The organism is Marichromatium sp. PS1 (assembly GCF_041155115.1).
Classification (GTDB): domain Bacteria; phylum Pseudomonadota; class Gammaproteobacteria; order Chromatiales; family Chromatiaceae; genus Marichromatium; species Marichromatium gracile.
In genome coordinates this window covers 192,689-207,954 of the sequence record NZ_BAAFHB010000005.1, presented here as the reverse complement: position 1 = coordinate 207,954, position 15,266 = coordinate 192,689, and the positions used below count along the sequence as shown (strand labels likewise).

Below are 15,266 nucleotides of genomic sequence, written 5' to 3'. Positions count from 1 at the left end.
ACTAAACGCTTTCGTACATTAATAATGGATAGGTCCCGTCACGGGGGCCGTCCAGACCATAACCGAATCCCGTTCAGCGACGAACGGGTGGAGTCCCGCGAGTGCGTTACCTGATCCTTCCGCTGGCGCTGCTGCTCGGCGCCTGTCAGCCCGAATCCTCCGGGAGCGAAGCCGTCGCCGAGGCCCCGCCCTGGGTGCTGGTGACCACCCTCGAACCCGCCGCGGGCACCGTCTGGCGACTCACCGGAAGCGTCCATGCCCGTCACGAGATCCCGTTGGCCTTTCGCATCGGCGGGGCGATCGTCGGCCGTGCGGTCGATGCCGGCGAGCGGGTCGAGGCCGGTGCTGCGCTCTTCACCCTCGATCCGGCCGATGTCGAACAGCAGCGGGTGGCGGCCGAGGCCACGGTGGCCAGCGCCCGCGCCGAGACCGAGAACGCCGAGCGCGAGCGCGAGCGTCTCGCCGACATGCTCGAGCGTCGCCTGGCCAGCCAGCAGGAGTACGATCGCGCCGAGACCGCCGCGCGTGCCGCGCGCGAGCGACTGGTGGCCGCCGAGGCGAGCCTCGAGCAGGCGCGCAACGCGGTCGGCTATGCCACCCTGCGCGCGCCCACCAGCGGCGTGCTGATCGCCGTCTCCGGTCAGCCGGGACAGGTGGTGGCCGCCGGCGAACAGATCGCGGTGCTCGCCGAGGACGGCGCGCGCGAGGCCGAGGTCGAGGTCCCCGAGGACCGGCTCGAGGCGCTGCCCGAGCACGCCGCGGCGCGACTGCTCGGCGTGAGCGCGGGCTTCGATGCCGAGTTGCGCGAACTGGCCGGGGCGGCCGACGCCGCCACCCGGACCTGGCGCGCCCGCTATCGGCTGATCAAGGGCGCCGCGGCACCGCTCGGCGCCACCGTCACCCTGCGCTTCACCAGCCCGCTCGACGCTGCCGCGGGCCTGGTGGCGCGGGTGCCCCTGGGCGCCGTGCTCGAACGCGGTCGCGGCGCCCAGGTGTTTCGGATCGACGGCGAGCAGGTGGTGGCCGAGCCGGTGCGGGTGCTGGGGCTGTTCGACAGCGGGGTGGAGATCCACACCCGGCTCGCCCCCGGGACCCCGATCGTCGCACTCGGGGTCGATCGGCTCGAACCCGGTCAGCGGGTGCGGGTGCGGCCATGAGCGAGGGACGTTTCAACCTCTCCGCGCTCGCGGTGCGCGAGCGCTCCGTCACCCTGTTCTTCATCCTGCTCACCGCGCTGGTCGGGCTGATGGCCTTCCTCCAGCTCGGTCGCGCCGAGGACCCCGCCTTCACCGTGCGGGTGATGGTGGTCTCGGCGCAGTGGCCGGGGGCGAGTGCGCGACAGATGCAGGACCTGGTCGCCGAGCCGCTGGAGAAGCGCATCCAGGAGGTCGCCTACTTCTACAAGGTCGAGACCACCGCGCGCCCCGGGCGCGTCGACCTGCTCGTCGAGTTCCAGGACTACACCCCCTCGGAGGAAATCCCGGAGCTCTACTACCAGGTACGCAAGCGGATGCAGGACGCCGCCCCGAGCCTGCCCGCCGGGGTGCGCGGCCCCTTCGTCAACGACGAGTTCTCCGACGTCTACTTCGCCCTCTATGCGCTCGCGGCGCCGGGGCTCGAGCCGCGCCTGCTGGTGCGCGAGGCCGAGCGCGTGCGCGACCGTCTGGCGCGGGTCGAGGGGGTGCAGAAGGCGCGACTGCTCGGCGAGCGTCCGCAGCGCTTCTTCGTCGAGTTCGATCACGCCCGGCTGGCCAACCTGCAGCTCACCCCGCAGGCGGTGATGGACGCGCTGCAGGCACAGAACCAGCTGCTGCCGGCCGGTTTCGTCGAGACCGAGGGGCCGCGTCTGGCGCTGCGCCTGGATGTCGGGCTGCGCGACCCGGAGGAGATCCGCCGGGTGCCGCTGCGCGTCGGTGGCCAGCTGGTCAGTCTCGGCGAGGTCGCCGAGGTGCGCCGCGGCTACGAGGACCCGCCCGAGTACCTGGTCCGCGCCGGTGGCGAGGACGCGGTGCTGCTCGGGGTGGTGATGCGGCGTGGCGAGAACGGGCTGGAGCTGGGCGCGCGGCTCGATGACTTCGTCGCGCGTCTGGAGGCGGAGCTGCCGCTCGGCATCACCCTGACCCGGCTGACCGACCAGGCCGACGCCATCGCCCACGCCGTCGACCTGTTCCAGATCAAGTTCCTGGTCGCCGTCGGGGTGGTGATGCTGGTGAGCTTCGTCGCCCTCGGCTGGCGCGCCGGACTGGTGGTCGGCATCGCCATCCCGCTGACCCTGGGGCTGACCTTCCTGCTGATGCTGATCCGCGGCATCGATCTCGACCGGGTCTCGCTCGGCGCGCTGATCATCGCCCTCGGGCTGCTGGTCGATGACGCCATCATCGCCATCGAGATGATGCTGGTGAAGATGGAGGCCGGCTGGGACCGATTGCGCGCCGCCGCCCACGCCTGGACGGTGACCGCCGCGCCGATGCTCAGCGGCACCCTGGTGACGGCGATCGGCTTCGTGCCGATCGGCTTCGCCCGCTCCGGGGTGGGGGAGTACGCCGGCAACATCTTCTGGGTGCTGGCCTTCGCGTTGCTCGTCTCCTGGCTGGTGGCGGTGACCTTCACCCCCTATCTGGGCTCGCTGCTGCTCGCCGACCCCAGGCCCGGCAAGGATCACGGCGAGGGCTACGACGGCCCGCTCTACCAGCGGCTGCGCGCGCTGATCCGCCGCTGCGTGGGCCACAAGCGGCTGGTGGTCGGCTTCACCTTCGCGCTGCTGGCGCTGGCCGTCGCCGGGCTCGCCGGTCCGGTGCAGAAGCAGTTCTTCCCCAGCTCGGACCGCCCCGAGGTGCTGGTCGACATCTATCTCCCCGAGGGCAGCAGCATCGGCGCGACCGACGCGGTGACCCGTCGTGTCGAGTCGGTCCTGGCCGAGGCCCCGGGGATCGCCTCGGTGTCGAGCTATGTCGGCGCCGGCGCGCCGCGCTTCTTCCTCGCGCTCAACCCCGAGCTGCCCAACCCGGCCTTCGCCAAGCTGATCGTGGTGGCCGAGGACGTCGCCGCGCGCGATGCGCTGATCGCGCGGCTGGAGTCGCACATCGCCGCCGGCGACTTCCCCGAGGCGCGGGTGCGGGTGCACCGGCTGCTCTACGGCCCGCCGGTGATCTGGCCGGTGACCTTCCGCGTCGTCGGTCCCGACCCGTTGCAGCTGCGCGCCTTGGCCGACCGGGTGCGCGCCCTGGTCGCGTCCGATCCGCACACCCGCGGCGCCCATCTCGACTGGGACGAGCGGGTGCCGGTGGTGCGTCTCGCGCTCGACCCCGACCGGCTGCGACTGATCGGGCTGACCCCGCGCGAGATCGCCCAGCAGATGCAGTACGCGCTCACCGGCATCGTCGCCACCGAGATCCGCGAGGACATCCGCAACGTCTCGCTGGTGCTGCGCGGCAGCCAGGACCAGGCGGTGCGGGCCGAGGCGCTCGCCGACCTCACCCTGAAGACGCTCGACGGGCGCACCGTGCCGCTGGCCCAGGCCGGCAGCCTCAGCATCGGCTTCGAGGACCCGGTGCTCAAACGCTATAACCGCGAGCCCTTCATCGCGGTGCAGGCCGAGGTGAGCGGTGCCCAGCCGCCGGACGTCACCATGGCGATCTGGTCGCGACTGGCCGAGCTGCGCGCGACCCTGCCGCCGGGCTATCGCATCGACATCGGCGGCGCGGTCGAGCAGTCGGCCAAGGCCGACGCCTCGATCCAGCGGGTACAGCCGATCATGCTGGCGTTGCTGTTGATCGTGGTGATGCTGCAGATGCGCAGCTTCTCCGGCACCCTGATGGTGGTGGCGACCGCGCCGCTGGGGGTGATCGGCGCGACCCTGGCGCTGCTGGTCGGCGATCGTCCGTTCGGCTTCGTCGCCCTGCTGGGGATGCTCGGGCTGGCCGGTATCCTGATGCGCAACACCCTGATCCTCGCCCAGCAGATCGAGGTCAACCTCGCCGCGGGCATGGCCCGCGGCGACGCGCTGATCGAGGCCACGGTGCGCCGCACCCGACCGGTGGTGCTCACCGCCGTCGCCGCCATCCTCGCCTTCCTGCCGCTGGCCACCGACACCTTCTGGGGACCGCTGGCCTATGTGCTGATCGGCGGCATCCTGGTCGGCACCGCCATCACCCTGCTGTTCCTGCCGGCGCTCTACGCCCTCTGGTTCCGCGTGCGGCTGGAGGGGTGAGGGAGGTCGCCAGCGACCAGCCGTCAGTGGGTGCGGACCCGCACCGCCTGCGGCCGCACGCCGACATCACACATCATTCACTTTGCGCGCTTCGCGGCTTTGCGGTTCAATCCTGGCCGCTGGCCGCTGGCCGCTGGCCGCTGGCCGCTGGCCGCTGGCCGCTGGCCGCTGGCCGCTGGCCGCTGGCCGCTGGCCGCTGGCCGCTGGCCGCTGGCCGCTGGCCGCATTGCGTCCGTCCCGCGAGGGCGTAGAATCCCTCATCGATCCCAGTGATTTTCCCGCGCCGGCGTCCGCGTGACGCCGCCACCTCCCTGCCACCCCGACGTCTACGGCGTCGGGGTGGTGTTGTTGAAGCCTGACGGATACCGATCGCTATGACTGCACTGGAATGGTTGCTCATTCCGCTCCTCGCGCTCACCCTGGTGGTGTTGACGCTGTTCTCCGCCAATCTGGCGACCCTGAGTCTGGCGCGCCTGCTCGCGCCCCGGCGAGCGCTCGCCAGCGCCGCACTCGATCCCGAGCGACTGCCCGAGGTGCTGGTGCAGCTGCCGCTCTACAACGAGGGCGAACTGATCGGCCCGTTGCTCGAACACATGGCCGCGCTCGACTGGCCGCGCGAGCGGCTGCACGTACAGGTGCTCGATGACAGCACCGACGACTCGCTGGCGCTCAGCGAGCAGGCGGTGGCCCGCGCCCGTGCCGCCGGGCTGCGCGTCGAGCTGATCCACCGGCGCGAGCGCACCGCCTTCAAGGCCGGCGCCCTGGCCGCCGGACTGGAGTGCTCGGAGGCGCCGCTGGTGGCGATCTTCGACGCCGACTTCGCGCCGCCGCCGGACTTCCTGCGTCGCACCGTGGCGGTGCTCGAGGCCGATCCGGGGCTGGCCTATGTGCAGACCCGCTGGGCGCACCGCAACCGTGACCACAGCCTGCTCACCCGGGTGCAGGCGCGGTTGCTCGATGCCCATTTCCGCGTCGAGCAGGAGGCGCGCTGGCGGCTTGGCCTGCCGGTGCCCTTCAACGGCACCGGCGGGGTGTGGCGTCGCGCGGCGATCGAGTCCGCCGGCGGTTGGCACGGCGACACCCTCACCGAGGACCTGGATCTGAGTCTGCGCGCGCACCTGCGCGGCTGGCGCTCGGCCTTCCTCGGCGCGCTGGAGGTGCCGGCGGTGCTGCCGACCTCGACGCGCGCCTGGCGCGCCCAGCAGTTTCGCTGGAGCAAGGGCTTCGCCCAGTGCTTCCTCAAGCTCGCCCCGATGGTCTGGTCGAGCCCGCGCCTGGCGCCGTGGCAGAAGCTGCTGATCGGTCTCGAGCTGGCCCAGCCGCTGGCCTTCCTGCTCGGCTCGCTGTGTCTGCTGATGGGGCTGCCGTTCATCGCCGGGGCGGCGGTCGGCGGAGCGCTGCTGGGCACGGTGGCGATCACCGCCTCGGTGCTCGGGCTGGTCGCGCCGGTCGGCTTCCTGCTGCTCGCCGGTCACGGGGGCGGGGTGCGGGAGACCGCGCGCGAGGTCGCCGGTGCCCTGGTGCTCACCAGCGGCTTGCTGCTCTCCAATGCCCGCGCCGGGGCCGAGGCGCTGCTCGGTCATCGCAGCGAGTTCGTCCGTACCCCGAAGCGTCGGGGTGGTCCCGGTGCGCGCCGCCGCCAGTGGCGCGGCGGTCTGCCGGAACTCGCCGCGGGGCTCGCGTTGCTCGGCTTCGTGCTGTTGCAGCAGCCCGTCGCGGTGATCTATCTGCTGGTGGTGATCGGGGGGCTGCTCGGGGTCGGCGCGCTGCAGCTGCGCGATGCGCTGCTGCTCGACCGACCCGGCGAGCCCGGCGCCTGAGTCGCGCCCCGGGCAACCGACGGTTGGGGCGCCACCCGGGGCGAAAATCGCGTCCCGGGTGGCGATTTTTGGGGCCTTGGTCAAGTATCATGTTCGGTCTTCGCTTGAAACCCGAACCATGAGCACATTGCCAATGCTGGTCCTCCGTGGCGCGCCCGCCCTTTCCGATCTCCGTCTACGCAAGCTCGCCGAGCGGCTGAGCGCGCATACCGCCCGTCCGCTGCGGGTCTATGCCGAATACGTTCATTTCGCCCAGCTCTCGCGCCCGCTGGACTGGTCCGAGCAGCAGGTGCTCGAACGCCTGCTGAGCTATGGCCCGAGCCTGCCCCAGCACGACCCCGAGGGCGGGCTGGCGCTGGCGGTGCCGCGCCCCGGCACCATCTCGCCGTGGTCGACCAAGGCCACCGATATCGCCCACAACAGCGGGCTGGCGGCGGTCGAGCGCATCGAGCGCGGCATCGCCTACTACGTCACCCTGGAGGACGGCACGGTGCCCGAGGCGGCGCTGCTGGCGCGCGCCGCCGAGCTGCTCCACGACCGCATGACCCAGGTGGTGCTGGGCGCGCTGGAGGAGGCCGAGCAGCTGTTCGTGCGCGCCGAGGCGCGCGCACTGCGTCGCGTCGATCTGCTCGGCGGCGGGCGCGCGGCGCTGGTCGCGGCCAACACCGAGTTGGGGCTCGCGCTCTCCGAGGACGAGATCGACTATCTCGCCGAGAGCTTCGGCGCGCTCGGGCGCAACCCCAGCGACGTCGAGCTGATGATGTTCGCCCAGGCCAACTCCGAGCACTGTCGTCACAAGATCTTCAACGCCGACTGGACCATCGACGGCGAGGCGCAGCAGCGCTCGCTGTTTGCGATGATCCGCAACACCACCCAGTGCGCGCCCGAGGGCGTGCTCTCGGCCTACAGCGACAACGCGGCGGTGATCGAGGGCAGCATGGGGCAGCGCTTCCTCGCCGACCCCGACAGCGGCGTCTACGGCGCGCACGCCGAGCCGATCCACGTGCTGATGAAGGTCGAGACCCACAACCACCCGACCGCCATCGCCCCCGATCCCGGCGCGGCCACTGGCTCCGGCGGCGAGATCCGCGACGAGGGCGCCACCGGCCAGGGCTCCAAGCCCAAGGCCGGGCTGTGCGGCTTCTCGGTCTCCAACCTGCGCATCCCCGGCTTCGAGCAGCCCTGGGAGGTCGACCACGGCAAGCCCGGGCGCATCGTCTCGGCGCTCGACATCATGCTCGAGGGGCCGATCGGCGCGGCGGCCTTCAACAACGAGTTCGGCCGGCCCAATCTCGCCGGCTACTTCCGCACCTACGAGCAGACCGTCCCCGGTCTCGCCGAGGGCGAGGACGAGCTGCGCGGCTATCACAAGCCGATCATGATCGCCGGCGGGCTCGGCAACATCCGCGCCGAGCACGTCAACAAGCAGTCCTTCCCCGCCGGCACCCCGCTGATCGTGCTCGGCGGTCCGGCGATGCTGATCGGGCTCGGCGGCGGCGCGGCCTCGAGCATGGCCACCGGCGCCTCGGCCGAGGACCTGGACTTCGCCTCGGTACAGCGCGCCAACCCCGAGATGCAACGCCGCTGTCAGGAGGTCATCGACCGCTGCTGGGCGCTCGGCGAGGACAACCCGATCCTCTTCATCCACGATGTCGGCGCCGGCGGGCTGTCCAACGCGCTGCCCGAGCTGGTGCACGACGGCGAGCGCGGCGGGCGCTTCGAGCTGCGCGAGGTGCCCAACGCCGATCCCGGCATGTCGCCGATGGAGATCTGGTGCAACGAGGCCCAGGAGCGCTACGTGCTGGCGGTCGACGCCGCGCGGCTCGAGCGCTTTCGCGCCATCTGCGAGCGCGAGCGCTGCCCCTACGCGGTGGTCGGCGAGGCGACCGCGTCCGAGGAACTCAAGCTCGGCGATCGTCAGCTCGACGACACCCCGATCGACATGCCGATGTCGCTGCTCTTCGGCAAGCCGCCGAAGATGCACCGCGAGGCCAGCCACGTCACGCCGCGCCGCGCGCCGCTCGACACCACCGCGATCACCCTCGACGAGGCCATCGAGCGGGTGCTCGGTCTGCCCACGGTGGCCGATAAGAGCTTCCTCATCACCATCGGTGACCGCAGCATCACCGGTCAGGTGGCGCGCGACCAGATGGTCGGCCCCTGGCAGGTGCCGGTGGCCGACTGCGCGGTGACCCTGAGCGACTACCAGGGCTACACCGGTGAGGCGATGGCGATGGGCGAGCGCACCCCGCTGGCGCTGCTCGACGCGCCGGCCTCGGGGCGGATGGCGGTCGGCGAGGCGCTGACCAACATCGCCGCGGCCGACATCGCCCGTATCGGCGACATCAAGCTCTCGGCCAACTGGATGGCCGCCGCCGGTCATCCCGGCGAGGACGCGCGGCTCTACGACACGGTGCGCGCCGTGGGCCTGGAGCTGTGTCCGGCGCTCGGCATCGCCATCCCGGTCGGCAAGGATTCGATGAGCATGAAGACGGTGTGGCAGGGGCCCGAGGGCGAGCGGCGCGAGATGACCGCGCCGCTGTCGCTGATCGTCTCGGCCTTCGCCCCGGTGCGTGACGCGCGCACCACCCTGACCCCGCAGCTGCGCACCGACCTCGGCGACACCGAGCTGCTGCTCGTCGATCTCGGGCGGGGCGCCAACCGGCTCGGCGGCTCCTGTCTGGCGCAGGTCTACGGCCAGCTCGGCGAGGTCGCGCCCGATCTCGACGACCCGGCGCTGCTCAGCGGCTTCTTCGCCGCGATCCAGACGCTGCGCGCCCAGGGCCACCTGATCGCCTATCACGACCGCTCCGACGGCGGTCTGCTCGCCACCCTCGCCGAGATGGCCTTCGCCGGTCGTTGCGGGCTCGACATCGATCTCGCGCCGCTCGCCGTCGACGACCTGGCGGTGCTGTTCAACGAGGAGCTGGGCGCGGTGGTGCAGGTGCCGAGCGCGGCGCGCGCTGCGGTGCTGGCCGAGTTCGAGTCGGTTGGTCTGGGCGATTGCGTGACCCGTCTCGGCGCGCCCTCGGTCGATGGTCGGGTGCGCATCCGGCGCGGTGAGCAGACCCTGTTCGCCGCCACCCGTGCCGAGCTGCAGCGCACCTGGTCGGCGACCAGCCATCGCATGCAGACGCTGCGCGACGACCCTGAGTGCGCCGACGAGGCCTATGCGCGCATCGCCGATGCCGCCGATCCCGGGCTCAACGCCAGCCTCGGCTTCGACCCGGCCGAGGACCTCAGCGCGCCCTATATCGCCCGTGGCGCGCGCCCGCCGATGGCGATCCTGCGCGAGCAGGGCGTCAACGGTCAGGTGGAGATGGCCGCGGCCTTCCACGCCGCCGGGTTCGAGTGCGTCGACGTGCATCTCTCCGACGTCGTTGCCGGTCGCGCCGAGCTGAGCCGCTTCCGCGGTCTGGTCGCCTGCGGCGGCTTCTCCTACGGCGACGTGCTCGGCGCCGGCGAGGGCTGGGCCAAGACCATCCTCTTCAACGCCCGCGCCCGCGATCAGTTCCAGGCCTTCTTCGAGCGCACCGACACCTTCGCCCTGGGCGTGTGCAACGGCTGTCAGATGCTCTCCAACCTGCACGAGCTGATCCCCGGCGCCGGTCACTGGCCGCGCTTCGTGCGCAACCGCTCCGAGCAGTTCGAGGCGCGCACGCTGATGCTCGAGGTGGCCGACACCCGCTCGCTGCTGCTCGCCGGCATGGCCGGCTCGCGGATGCCGGTGGCGGTGGCCCACGGCGAGGGACGCGCCGAGTTCCGCGACGAGGCCCATCTCGCCGCGGCGCGCGCGGCGGTGGCGGTGCGCTATGTCGAGAACGACGGTCATGTCGCCGAGCAGTATCCGGCCAACCCCAACGGCTCGCCCGAGGGCATCGCCGGTCTGACCACCGACGACGGTCGGGTGACCATCATGATGCCGCACCCCGAGCGGGTCTTCCGCACCGTGCAGCACAGCTGGCACCCGGATGGCTGGGGCGCGGATGCGCCCTGGATGCGGCTGTTCCGCAACGCCCGGGTCTGGGTCGACTGATCCCCGCGATCGCGCCCGCGCCCGCCGCCGGCGGGCGCGGCGTATCATGGCGTCTGGATGACGCGGCGCGTCGGCGCGCCCGTCCATGTCTTCGCCCCTGTTCGATGGATCGGGGGGAGGGAAGCGGGAGACACGCCCCGGCCAATCGTCGGGCGCGTCTCCCTGGATCGTGATCACATTGAGGTGATGCCCCATGGAAGTCTCCAGACTGACCCTGTGCGCCCTGCTCGTCGCCACCGCGCTCGCGCCCCATGTTGCCAGCGCCGACGACTGGCAGCGGATCGATGCCGCCGCGTCCTTCGTCGACACCGACGGGGTGTTTCGCACCCCCGCCTGCTCCGGCTCGCCGCGGCTGGAGGAGGGTGAGGTGGTAGCCACCGACACCGACTACGCCTTCTTCGTCCGCGACGGTGATCCCGCACGACTGCTGCTGTTCTTCGACGGCGGTGGCGCCTGCTGGGACGCCGGCACCTGTATCGACGCCGCGCTCGACGGCGACGTGCTCTATTACCCCGAGGTCGACGAGACCCCCGCGGAGCTGGCAGGCTTCGGCGGGGTGTTCGACATCGATCGCGACGACAACCCGTTGCGCGACCATCTCCAGGTCTATCTGCCGTACTGCACCGGCGACCTGCACCTGGGCGCGCGCGACACCAGCTATCCGCTGCCCGACGGCGGCGACTGGACCATCTATCATCGCGGGCACGACAACGTCATCGCGGTGCTCGAGTACCTCGCCGACTATTACGCCAACGAGGTCGGTGAGCCGCCCGAGGAGATCGTCCTGGTCGGCGCCAGCGCCGGCGGTTACGGCGTGCTCTACAACTATCCCGCGCTCGCCCGGCGCTTCCCCGGGGTCGAGCGGGTGCGGGTCCTGGTCGACTCCTCCAACGGGGTGATCTCCGAGGACCTGTTCGAGCGCGCGCTCGAGGCCGACGGGGTGTGGGGCGCGCAGGAGAACCTCGACCCCGAGATCGCCTCGGCCTTCGACGACGGCGCCGGCCAGCTGGTGCCGGGGCTGCTCAACACCCTCGGCTGGCAGTACCCGGACGCCCGTTTCGGTCAGTACACCCGCGCCTATGACGCCGTGCAGGTGCTCTTCTTCAACGTCTCCTCCAACCTCGGCAATCCCGAGCGCTGGTTCGATCCGGTCCATCTGCTGCTCTCCGGGCTGGAGTGGACCACCCGCGCGCGCGCCTCGATGTGGGGCACCGCCTTCACCACCTGGAACTATCGCTTCTACCTCGCCCAGGGGCAGACCCACATGGTCTCCTTCTACGACGACTTCTTCAGCGAGGACAGCGCCGGCGGTATCAAGCTGGTCGACTGGTTCAGCGACATGATCGAACGCCGCTGGACCTTCGGCAGCGACTGGCGCAACGCCAGCTGCGTCCCCGCCTGTCTGCCGCCCGAGGGGCTCGACCTGTCCACGCTCTAGCCTGATTGTCCCCGGCGCCGCGAGGCGTCGGGGACGATCGGGTACATCTCTTGCCGTTCAGGGCGTTGCCGTCGTCTTGTCACAGGCCGCCGCGCGCTGGCGGCGCGTCTCCGCCGTGTCCTCGATCAGCACCGAGATGATCGCCAGCTTGCACGCCTCGGTCTCGACGGACTCGGGGTGGCTCCAGTCGATGCTGCTCCGGGTACTGGGCTGGTCGACAGTGGCTCGGACGTGCTGGGAGCGCGGTGTGGGTGTCGGGGCAGGCGCGGGCGCGACGAGCCGCTCCGGGGCGGTAACCGGCATGCGCCAGGGCTGGGTGAGCGACTGCCAGCCGAGTACCGTCAGCGCGAGGCCGATGAGTCCGAGCAGGGAGATGACGCGACGGCGCAGGCGTCCGGTCGTGCGGCCATGACGGGCGGTGAGCTGGTCGAGGTGCGCGCGACGGGTGCTTTTGTCGTCACGGGTGGCATCGAGCAGATCCTCCCAGGCGAGCTGTAGCGCGATGGGGGCACTCTGGCCGGCTGATGCGCCCAGGACCTCGGGCAGCTCGGCCAGCGTGGTCACGCCCGCCGGTCTCCCGCGGGCAAAGCTGGCGCGTCCACTGAACACCACCAGTCCGCGTGGTTGGTGTGCGTCACCGAGTCGTGCCCGGACCGCCTGCAGGTGGGCGTGGTTCTGGCGCAACGGATTCTGGAAATCATGCTGGTTGCGTCCGCAGCGCTGGGTCCAGCGCGCCTCGTGCGCGCGCCCGAGGATGTGGCAGCCGAAGTGCTTGGTCTCGATCACCCAGATCGTCTCGGCGGTGAGGGCGAGATGGTCGATCTGTGTCCAGCCGCCGCGCCCGTCCGCCAGCAGCCGGTCGTGACAGGTCGCCAGGCAGTGACGATCGAGCACGCGCGCCACCCGGCGCTCGCCGCTCCAGCCGCGCAGGCGGGGCCGAAGCGCGGCGAGCAGGCGGGGGAGCACGGTGGCGAGCAGTAACAGCCCCAGGAGCGTCGGGCCGACCTGGATGACCAGGGGCCGGAGCTGGGTGAAGAGCTGGTTGGCGATCTCCCCGATCAGGGGGCGGAGTCCGTCCATGGGTGCGGCCCTGTCCGTGTCGGTGAGGGCCGAGTCTACCCCGCCGCTGCTCCCTCAGGGCGTGACTGGGTGCGACATCCTGCAACGCCGCTCCAGCCGTCGGTCCTGGTGGTAGTCGAGCCCGAGGCGCAGCGCGATCTCGGCCGCTCGATGTCCAGGTTCACCGTGACCAGCCGTCCCGCGATCGCCACCCCAGGTAGCTCCGTGAGCGGTTCGAGTGGCGGCCGGTCGGAGAGCGTGCACAGGGCCACCGGCGCCGTGGCATCGCCGACCAGGTAGTCGCCCGGTAGCGGCGGCCAGCCGGGCAGCCTCGATACCGATTGCCGCCGACGTGCTCCCGCGCTGAATCGGTCACGCCCTCACTGGGGTGATGGCGGGCGGTGACGGCCAGGCGGTTGTCGCCATCGGTGCCTCGGGTCATCAGTTGCGCCAGCGCGTGCATGACACTGGATCGGTGGGCAGCCAAACTACGATGCCCAGCCCCCAGCCCCCAGCCCCCAGCCCCCAGCCCCCAGCCCCCAGCCCCCAGCCCCCAGCCCCCAGCCCCCAGCCCCCAGCCCTCAGCACCCAGCACCCAGTGGGGAGGATTGGCGCCCATAATGGCGCTAGAGGCTGATGTCTTGCGTCAACGGCGGGAGGAAGCGCGCCCAGTGGCGGCTGATAGCTTTTCCTTCGCGGTTCAATCTCCCCGGCCGGGCGCGTTCAGCCGGTATTGGAGACGGCTCGGAGGCTTGCCGGCAGGTGTTCGATCAAGTAGTCGATCAGGCTGCGCACCGAGGGCAGCATGCCGCGTGGGCTGTGATAGAGCAGATAGATGTGGTGCGTGGTGCCGGTCCACTGTGGCAGGATCTGCATCAGCGTGCCGGCTCGGATCGCCGTGGCGACGACGGGCTCGGGCAACAGCCCGATCCCGATCCCGAGCCCGCGGCAGACGACCTCTTGCAGCAACCGCATGTCGTTGGTCTCGACGCGCGGGGAGAGTTGGAGCGTCACGCGCTGCCCCTTCGGTCCGGTGAGTCGCCAGCGCGTCTGGCCGTCGGTCGATTCCTCGGAGCGACAGATGACGTCGTGGGCCGATAGTTTCTCTGGTCCCGTGGGTTGTCCTCGCCGTTTGAGATAGACGGGACTGGCGACCAGGATACGGTGCGCGTCGGCCAGCGGCCGGGCCACCAGATCGAGCGCCTCGTCGATGCGGGCGCTTGGGCGCAGCGCCAGGTCGAAGCGTCCGTCGAACAGGTCGACCACGCGATCGGTGGCCTCCACCATCAGGTCAACCTTGGGGTACTCGGTCAGATAGTTCGCGAGGATAGGGGCCAGATAGCTCTCCGCCATCACCTGGGGACAGGTCAAGCGCACGGTGCCGGCGGGCTCGCGGCGCAGGTCGGCGACGCTCTCGTAGGCGCTCCGCGCGCCTTCCACCGCCGCCCGGCAGTGGGCGTAGAACCGTTCTCCGGCCTCGGTCAGCGCGATGCGCCGCGTCGAACGGTGCAGCAGCCTCGCCCCGAGGCGCGATTCCAGCGCCGCGATCCGTCGGCTCAGTCGGGTCTTCTCGACCCCGGTGGCGCGGGCGGCGGCGGAGAAGCCATGGTGCTCGACCACGGAGGTGAAATAGACCAGGTCGTTGAAGTCGTCCACGGCTGATTGGTGCTCTGTCGCAACAGTCTTTGGCGATCCCGCATCTTATCACCGGCCCGGCACGACAGTACCCTGGCTCCAGCGTCACCCGGCCCCAGGCCGCCCATCCGATGAGGTCCCCCCGATGACAGATCAGCCGCCCCTCGAACTCCTCGCCTTCACCGACCCGGTCTGTACCTGGTGCTGGGGGAGCGAGCCGGTGCTGCGTGCGCTGCGGATCGGTTATGGCGATCAGTTGCGTATCCGCCCGGTGATGGGCGGGCTGGTCGAGGACATCCGTACCTTTTACGACCGCGCCAACGCCATCGGCGGCGACCCCGAACAGGCCAACGCGGCGATCGCCGCGCACTGGCTGGAGGCCTCGGCGCGTCACGGCATGCCGGTACGGAGCGAGGGCTTCCGGCTGTTCGGCGCCGAGACGGTCTCGACCCATCCGCAGAACATCGCCTGCAAGGCCGCCGAGCTGGCCGATCCGCGGCTGGCGCCGCGCTATCTGCGTCGTCTCCGCGAGGCATCGGCCGCCGAGGCGCGCGAGACCGGACGGCGTGAGGTGCTGATCGAGCTGGCCGACGAGGTCGGGCTCGATCTCGCGACCTTCATCGGGCGTCTGGAGGACGGCTCCGCCGAGCACGCCTTCCGAGCCGATCTGGCGCTGACCCGTCGAGCCGGGGTGCGCGGCTTCCCGAGCTTCCGGCTCGTCTTCGGCGAGCGCGCGCTGGCGCTGCACGGCTATCAGGGCTTGGCGAACATGCGCGCGGTGATCGAGAGCCTGAGCGAGGGTGCGCTGTGCTGGCGCGCGCCGCGCGGTGGCGCCGAGGGGCTGCTTGAGCTCATCCACACCCTTGGGCGGATGGCCCCGGTCGAGTTGGCCACCATCCTCGAGCTGTCCGCACCGGAGCTGGAGCGCCATCTCGCCGTGCTGGAACGCGCGGGGGCGATCCGGCGCGTGGTCGCGGGCAACGGCTGCTTCTGGGAGGCGGTCGGCGGCGCGGCCGGCTGTGATCCGGCCGCCGGGCTCTGCGTCGCCTGACAGGGGGATCCTCACCG

Annotated in this window: 9 protein-coding genes; 6 read left to right on the top strand and 3 right to left on the bottom strand. The window is 71.2% G+C overall.

What is annotated here, in order from left to right; translation table 11 throughout:
• The first annotated feature begins 101 nt into the window (after positions 1-101).
• The 5 genes from ACAM26_RS13235 (at position 102) to ACAM26_RS13215 (ending at position 11,504) form a co-directional block, all read left to right on the top strand.
• Positions 102-1,157: an efflux RND transporter periplasmic adaptor subunit gene (locus ACAM26_RS13235; protein ID WP_369613877.1), complete on the top strand. Its 1,056-nt coding sequence runs from the start codon at positions 102-104 to the stop codon at positions 1,155-1,157.
• The gene (locus tag ACAM26_RS13230; RefSeq protein WP_369613876.1) at positions 1,154-4,210 is read left to right on the top strand and encodes an efflux RND transporter permease subunit; all 3,057 of its coding nucleotides are present in this window, start codon (positions 1,154-1,156) and stop codon (positions 4,208-4,210) included. Before ACAM26_RS13235 ends, ACAM26_RS13230 begins: the two co-directional genes overlap by 4 nt.
• A 374-nt stretch (positions 4,211-4,584) precedes the next feature.
• Positions 4,585-6,030 carry a glycosyltransferase gene (locus ACAM26_RS13225; RefSeq protein WP_123141391.1) on the top strand — a complete coding sequence of 482 codons (1,446 nt, stop codon included), beginning with the start codon at positions 4,585-4,587 and terminating at the stop codon, positions 6,028-6,030.
• A gap of 133 nt (positions 6,031-6,163) precedes the next feature.
• Positions 6,164-10,066: a phosphoribosylformylglycinamidine synthase gene (purL, locus tag ACAM26_RS13220; RefSeq protein ID WP_369614060.1), complete on the top strand. Its 3,903-nt coding sequence runs from the start codon at positions 6,164-6,166 to the stop codon at positions 10,064-10,066.
• Positions 10,067-10,259: 193 nt separating this feature from the next.
• A complete protein-coding gene (locus tag ACAM26_RS13215) occupies positions 10,260-11,504 on the top strand; it encodes a pectin acetylesterase-family hydrolase (RefSeq protein WP_369613875.1) in 1,245 nt (414 codons plus the stop codon).
• A 57-nt stretch (positions 11,505-11,561) separates the two neighbouring features.
• On the opposite strand, the gene ACAM26_RS13210 is transcribed toward ACAM26_RS13215, so the two are convergent.
• The 3 genes from ACAM26_RS13210 to ACAM26_RS13200 form a co-directional block, all read right to left on the bottom strand.
• Positions 11,562-12,584, bottom strand: coding sequence for a nuclease-related domain-containing protein (locus tag ACAM26_RS13210; protein WP_369613874.1), 1,023 nt, complete (start codon positions 12,582-12,584; stop codon positions 11,562-11,564).
• 35 nt (positions 12,585-12,619) lie between these two features.
• Positions 12,620-12,892, bottom strand: a complete 273-nt coding sequence (locus tag ACAM26_RS13205; RefSeq protein ID WP_369614059.1) for a hypothetical protein — start codon at positions 12,890-12,892, stop codon at positions 12,620-12,622.
• 394 nt (positions 12,893-13,286) lie between these two features.
• On the bottom strand, positions 13,287-14,219 hold the full coding sequence (locus ACAM26_RS13200) for a LysR substrate-binding domain-containing protein (protein ID WP_369613873.1): 933 nt from the start codon (positions 14,217-14,219) through the stop codon (positions 13,287-13,289).
• 124 nt (positions 14,220-14,343) lie between these two features.
• Here ACAM26_RS13200 and ACAM26_RS13195 point away from each other — a divergent pair, with 124 nt between their 5' ends.
• Positions 14,344-15,249, top strand: a complete 906-nt coding sequence (locus ACAM26_RS13195) for a DsbA family protein (RefSeq protein ID WP_369613872.1) — start codon at positions 14,344-14,346, stop codon at positions 15,247-15,249.
• Positions 15,250-15,266: the final 17 nt, after the last annotated feature.

What these genes read in the sequence shown, in the direction of transcription:
- ACAM26_RS13230 (WP_369613876.1), top strand. Translation starts at nt 1,154, where the DNA reads ATGAGCGAGGGACGTTTCAACCTCTCCGCGCTCGCGGTGCGCGAGCGC.
- ACAM26_RS13225 (WP_123141391.1), top strand. Translation starts at nt 4,585, where the DNA reads ATGACTGCACTGGAATGGTTGCTCATTCCGCTCCTCGCGCTCACCCTG.
- purL (WP_369614060.1), top strand. Translation starts at nt 6,164, where the DNA reads ATGCTGGTCCTCCGTGGCGCGCCCGCCCTTTCCGATCTCCGTCTACGC.
- ACAM26_RS13215 (WP_369613875.1), top strand. Translation starts at nt 10,260, where the DNA reads ATGGAAGTCTCCAGACTGACCCTGTGCGCCCTGCTCGTCGCCACCGCG.
- ACAM26_RS13210 (WP_369613874.1), bottom strand. Translation starts at nt 12,584, where the DNA reads ATGGACGGACTCCGCCCCCTGATCGGGGAGATCGCCAACCAGCTCTTC.
- ACAM26_RS13195 (WP_369613872.1), top strand. Translation starts at nt 14,344, where the DNA reads ATGACAGATCAGCCGCCCCTCGAACTCCTCGCCTTCACCGACCCGGTC.